Origin of the sequence: Streptomyces sp. NPDC059668 (assembly GCF_042734135.1) — a bacterium.
Classification (GTDB): Bacteria; Actinomycetota; Actinomycetes; order Streptomycetales; family Streptomycetaceae; genus Streptomyces.
In genome coordinates this window covers 62,242-68,335 of the sequence record NZ_JBHWEL010000027.1, presented here as the reverse complement: position 1 = coordinate 68,335, position 6,094 = coordinate 62,242, and the positions used below count along the sequence as shown (strand labels likewise).

4 protein-coding genes are annotated in these 6,094 nt (G+C 68.3%); 3 read left to right on the top strand and 1 reads right to left on the bottom strand.

Annotated elements, in window-relative coordinates; genetic code table 11:
- The first annotated feature begins 73 nt into the window (after nucleotides 1-73).
- The 3 genes from ACFV2J_RS21020 to ACFV2J_RS21010 are packed head-to-tail and all read left to right on the top strand — an operon-like array spanning nucleotide 74 to nucleotide 4,282.
- Entirely contained in the window at nucleotides 74-2,443 is a 2,370-nt protein-coding gene (locus ACFV2J_RS21020) for a B12-binding domain-containing radical SAM protein (RefSeq protein WP_385082857.1), read from the top strand.
- 4 nt (nucleotides 2,444-2,447) lie between these two features.
- The gene (locus ACFV2J_RS21015; protein WP_385082856.1) at nucleotides 2,448-3,035 is read left to right on the top strand and encodes a GNAT family N-acetyltransferase; all 588 of its coding nucleotides are present in this window, start codon (nucleotides 2,448-2,450) and stop codon (nucleotides 3,033-3,035) included.
- The gene (locus ACFV2J_RS21010; RefSeq protein WP_385082855.1) at nucleotides 3,032-4,282 is read left to right on the top strand and encodes a cytochrome P450; all 1,251 of its coding nucleotides are present in this window, start codon (nucleotides 3,032-3,034) and stop codon (nucleotides 4,280-4,282) included. Before ACFV2J_RS21015 ends, ACFV2J_RS21010 begins: the two co-directional genes overlap by 4 nt.
- Nucleotides 4,283-4,896: 614 nt before the next feature.
- Here ACFV2J_RS21010 and ACFV2J_RS21005 read toward each other — a convergent pair.
- A partial coding sequence (locus ACFV2J_RS21005; RefSeq protein ID WP_385439953.1) for an alpha/beta hydrolase family protein occupies nucleotides 4,897-6,094 on the bottom strand: 1,198 nt, incomplete at its 5' end.

Below are 6,094 nucleotides of genomic sequence, written 5' to 3'. Positions count from 1 at the left end.
ACCACCCCCCCCCCCCCCGCCCCCCCGGCGGGGGCCCCGGTCCCACCAGGAGGACGGACCGATAGGGAAGACGATGGGCACGAAGACCGTTCTGGTGAACCCGCCCCTGTGGAACGCGTACGCCCCGCACCTCGCGGTGCCCCTGCTCCTGGGAGACCTTCGCGCACGCGGCCACGAGGCCACCGCCTACGATCTGAGCATCGAGTGCATCGACTGGATGCTCTCGGCCGCAACTCTTCAGGAGCTTCGGGAGAAGGCGGCCGCGCGCCCTCCGGCGGACCTGGAGGACGAATGGGCACGCCAGCGAGGTCTTCTGGTCGCCCCCTCCGCGATCCGGGGCATCGAGGAGGCGAAGGCGCGGCTGAGGTCCCTGGACACCCTGCACGAGCCGACCGCGTTCCACTGGGCCCGCCGTACCGTACGCGACGCGCTCTGGCTGATCTCGGGGGCATTCTCCCACTGCGACTTCGACCTGGTGTCCAACACCTCGGCATACTCAGCCGAGTCGACGGTCCAGGTGCTGGCGGCGAGCGGCGACCCCGAGGGCAACCCTTACCGCTGGGCCTTTGACCGGATGCTCGACCTCGACCTCTTCCGCGATCCCGCAGTCGGTGTGGTCGGCGTGAGCATGTCCGCCGACACCCAGCTGATCGCCGGGGTCACGTTTCTCACCATGCTGCGGGAAATGCGCCCCGACATCCACGTGGTCCTTGGTGGCAACTACGCCACACGACTGGTCGACCGATGGCAACACCGGCACGCTCTCTTCGACTATGTCGACACCGTGGTGACCGGAGAGGGCGAGGGCGCACTCGGCGCCGTCATCGACGGCCTCGACGGAGGTACGACGGCGGGAGCGGACTTCCGGGAGACGATTCCGGGAGCTGTCTGGGACGGCGGTGGCATCCTGCTACGCACGCCGCGGCGGAGCGCCGACATCTCGGCCTCCGTGAAACCGGCCTACGACGCACTTCCGCTGGGAAAATACCTCGCCCCAGGGCCGATCCTGCCCGTTTTCGCCTCCCGCAGCTGCCCCTGGGAATGCGCCTTCTGCTCGATCCCGTTCGCGAGCAATTCCTTCCGGCAGCGGCCTGCAGCCGCCGTCGCCGAGGAGATGGACCTGCTCCGGGCAGACCACGGCTCCCACTACTTCATGTTCGTCGACGAAATCATGAGCCTGCGCACCCTTCGCAACATCGGCGAGGCACTCGTGCCCGCCTCCGACGTGTTCTGGTACGGCGAGACTCGCTTCGCCGGCGGCCTGGACGACGAACTCGCACGGCTCCTGCACCACTCGGGCTGCCGCCGGATGAACTTCGGCTTGGAGTCGACGAGTCAGCGTGTCCTGGACCTGATGCGCAAAGGCACACGAATCGAGGACGGCCACCGGAACATCAACGCGATGCTTAAGGCCGGAGTACCGATCCACCTGTTCGTCATCCACGGCTTCCCCGGCGAGACCCGGGAAGAAGCGGCGCACACGGTGCAGTTCGCCGAGGCCGTTCGACGACTGTCCATCGAGCGGTACGGCGTCGCACACACGACCTGGGGCGGCTCACCCTTCGTCCTGGACGTGCACTCGCCCATCGGCACCAGGCCACAAGAGTTCGGTGTCCACATCGAGTCCCCCGACCCCGGCGACGACCTCAGCCTGAGCCGTAACTACCGTACCGACGCGGGCCTGTCCCAGCAGGACACCCTCGCGGTCGCCAAGGACGCGGCCGGGTCCGACGACGACACCACCGTCTGGTTCCGGGCTGCAGGCGATCCCATGGCACGAGAAATCGAGGAGTTCACCTTCCTTCGGGCCTGCGTCCAGGCACCCCTGCCCGAGGCACCGTCCGTCCCGCTCTTCAACTGGCCCCCACCGGAACCGGACGCCCTACTGCGCATCGCCCCCAGCGTGACGTTCACCCGGGTGCCCTGGACGGCGACCGAAACTGACTCCGAACCGGCGATAGCTCTGTACAACTCGGCCCAGGACAGGTTTCTCCAGCTCAACTGGAAGGGCGACACTACCTGGCAGGAGCTGAACGGCCTGTCCACGCACGAGATGGTGGCGTGGCTGGCCGACCGGGAATGCCACTACCTCGGCTCCGACCCCGCGGCCACGGCCTCACTGCTGCTCCGGCACGGATTCCTAGTGCCCTCACGACGGCAGGCAAAGGCACCGGCCGCCGTGCTCCGTGCCGAGATCGGCATCGCTCTGAACAGCCGCGACGGAATCCACCACCTTTCCAACCCCATCACCGGAGTGACGATCCGGCTTCGGGGTAACGCCGTCGACACTTGGCGGTATGGGCGGTACGACCGCACGACCGCGTCGGAGGCTTCGCGGGACGCCGTCACCGACGCACTGGTCCGTTACGGGTTCCTGTACTACCAGGCGGCTGGCACCGGACTCCCGCAGCCGAGGCATCTCACCCAAGGACAGGCGGTGTAGAGCGGTGGAACCATTCCGGATCTCTGAAGAGGCGCCGCTGACGGTGCGCCCCATGCTGCCGGAAGATGAGCCCGGCGTCGCCCGCGTGCTCACGGCCTGTGACGACTACCTGCTCACGGCCACCGGCTCCGCGGCCTTGCCGGCAGACGTGCAGAGTCTGTACTACTCCTTGCCCGAAGGCGCGGACTTTGCACAGAAACACCTGCTGGTCATCTGCAAGGGGACGGACGTGGTGGGCGTGGTCGACGCTGTGGCCGCCCATCCCGACGAACACGACCTTTCGGTCGGGCTGTTCCTCATCGATCCTGAGGTGCGGCGCACCGGCGAGGGCACCCTGGCGGCTCGCCACCTCCTGCGGGAGGCCGCGGCGCGTGGGCTGCGCCACGTGACCGCCACCTGCCCCCAGGACTGGACCCCCGGCATCGCTTTCCTGGACAAGCTGGGCTTCCAGGTGCAGGCACCAACGAAGGACCCTGCCCCGACGGTGGGCAACCGACTCCGGTACCCCGCCGAGACAGGCCTGCGCGTCGCCGTACGGCATCTGGACGATCTGCCCCCTGACACCAGCCACCAGGTCCGGGGGGTGTCATGACCGTGGTGCCCACGCTCCTCGCCGCCAGCTCCGTCAGCGTTCAGGAGGACATCGCGGCGGCGTACACCCTGGTCCGCGCCTTTGACAACGACGCGGTGTGGTCGGCGGCCACCGATCCGCACACCGAGTTCGCGCAGCTACGGCGGCAGAACCCCATGCAGCGATCGACGCTGGAGCGAGTGATCACCGGCGTGGAGGCACCCGAGGAGACGTCCACTCCTGTCTGGCACGTCGTCTCGTTCACCGCCGCCGAAGCCGTCCTGCGAGACGAGGAGACCTTCTCGTCGTCGGCATACGACGACAGCATGGGACAGGTGATCGGCAGGTCCTTCCTTCAGATGGACCACCAAGAGCACAGGATTTGGCGAACTGTCCTCCACAGCGGCTTCAGCCGGCAAGCGGTCCTCGGCCTCCGCGACGCGATCCGCTCCGACACGGCCGCCGCACTCGCCACTGTCGCCGCACGCGGCGGAGGCGACCTGGTCGCCGAAGTGGCCTTCCCTGTGGCCCTGGCCACCATCGCGCGCATGATCGGTTTCCCTCCCGGTACACGGATCGGCACGCTCTACACCTGGGCGGTCGGGCTGCTCGACGACGCCAATGACCAGATCTCCACGGCCGTAGAGGAGATGCTTAACACGCCATCGGCATGGGCCCCCGATAGCCTCGTGGCCCTGCTCCTGGGTACTAAAGACCCTGAAATCGGGACAGGGCCTCAACTGCTTCCAGCAGTACGGCTGCTGTTGTCCACGGGCACAGAGCCGCCCTTCCGTTCCCTCGCCACCCTGATGTACGCGACCCTCACTGACCACTCCGTCGCGGACCAGCTGCGTACGGACCCGCCCGCGGCCACCTCGGTCATCCAGGAGTGCTGGCGCTGGGAATGCCCCCTGACCTGGGTACTGCGCCGCTGCACCACCGACACGGTGCTTTGCGACCAGGTGATCCGGCGCGGCGACCTGGTCTGCATCAACCTCGCCTCGGCCAATCGCGATGAAACCCGGTGGCACCAACCGGAGCGCTTCGACCCCCGACGCGAGCCATTGCCGAGCCTGGCCATGGGAACCGGCCCACACACATGCCTCGGACGCCGCCTCGCAGCTCTGGAAGCGAGCGAAGTGTTGTACGCGCTGATCGATGAGGCCCTGCCCGCCGAGTCGGCAGGATGGGCCCTGGACTCCGACGGTCCGGAGGGACGCGGCTTTCGATCGCCCAGGCGGCTCAGGGTTCGCGTCGTCCCATCCTGAGCCCCGACGGCGCCACTACCCCCGGGCACGAGGAAGCCACAGCCAGCGCTATGAGCACCCCAGTCGCGGGGGCCCAGGTGCGAGCGATTTATCCCAGGTGAATGGCGAGAACATATTTTGCGGCGATGCTGTTTCCGCAGCTCACGGCCACGCTGGCGACCTTTCACACACGCGCGGGCACGGAGGACAGGGCGCTGAGCCGAACGGGAAACGTCCGGGGGCCGGTCCGCTGAGGGGGCCCGAACCGGGCGTTGCGCATCTGATGCCTGCGACCACTCGGCACATCAGGCCAAGAGGGCCTCTAGACGGCTACCTGCGCTCCCGTGATCCCGAACTCCAGGAGAGGGCCGTCAAGTTCCTCGACCTGAAGCGCGCTCAGTCCTACTTCTCACCAAGGTCCGACCTCGCTGTCCTGGCTGGAGTGACGAGGAGTCGTCGGGGGCAGTCACCGTCGGGTTGCTGACGTGATGTCCGCCGGCGGGGCAGGATGAAGCACGGCGCAGGGAGGTGGCTCTCCAGGGGCTTCACCGCTTGCAGCCCTCGGGGACTGCCATCGCCGCACCAGTCTGATGCAGGGGCCGATGGCAGTGCCCGGCCGGCCGGGACGTGCGTCGTCAGCGCGCGAGCAGGGTGTCGAGCCAGTCGAAGGTGCGCTGGTGGAAGAGGGAAATGGCGCCTTCGTGGCAGTGTTCGCCTGCGCCTTCGTCCTCGCGGAAGAGGATCAGTTCCTTCTGGCAGGTCATTTCGTCGACCAGGCGCTGTGGCTGGCCCTTGAAGAACTGGTCATTCTCGGCGTCGAGGACGAGGGTCGGGCAGGTGATCCGGTCGGCGATGCCGGCCATGGTGTAACCCTCGGTGGCCTTGACCATCTCCTCCAGACCGGAGAGACCCAGGGTCCACTGACCATTGCGCACCACCCAGCGCACTTGGGTGTCCTCCGCCATCATCTCTTCGATGCCGCCGGGCGTCGCGGCGGCGCGGTTGGCCAGCCCTGCGACGACTTCGTGGAAGTCGTAGACACCGTCGTGCAGCACGCACGCCGCGATGCGGTGTTCGAAGGCGGCCGCTCTGGCGGCCAGGTACCCCCCGAGACTCGTGCCGATCAGAACGAGCCTATCCGCGTCCAGTTCGGACACGGTGAGCGCGAAGTCGACGGCCGGGGTGACCACGGCTTCCCAGTCGGGCCGGAAGTGCAGGCCCTGGTCCCGGACATTGCTGCCCTGGCCGGGCCCGTCGAAGGTAAGGACGTTGTAACCCCGCCGCAGGGCACCTGCGGCCAGGGCCAGGTAGTTCTCCTCCAGGGTGGAGTCGTACCCGCCGTGGTAGACCACGGTCGGACGCGAGGCGCCTGAGCCGTCGACGAAGAACAGGTAGCCGGGCAGCGTGGTGTCCTCGTACGGAATGCGCACGGCGCGGGCAGGGGTGTCGAGCAGGGCGGCCGCATCGGCGAAGGCCTGCTGCGAGGCCTTGGCCAGCCGCGCGGACTCGGCGTCGGCGGCAGGGTCCTCGCGGCGGTAGAAGTCGGCACACCGGTAGTAGTTGGATGCGCGCAGCAGCGCCTCGCGCGCGCTGATCTTGTGACCTGCCGCCAGCGCGTCCCGGCCGATGCGCTCAACGCGCGACGCGGTCGCGCCCCACCTGGCCGACCAGGCTTCCTCGTCGCCCTTGGGGATCTCCCGGCAGGTGACCAGGACCTCACCCAGGTCGGGGGCGGCGGGGGGGGGGGGGGCCGCCGCCCCGCCGGGCCCGGGGGGGTAGGGCGGGGCGGGGTAGAGGTACATCAAAGGAGGGGGGCGGCGCTGAGGCCAGGCG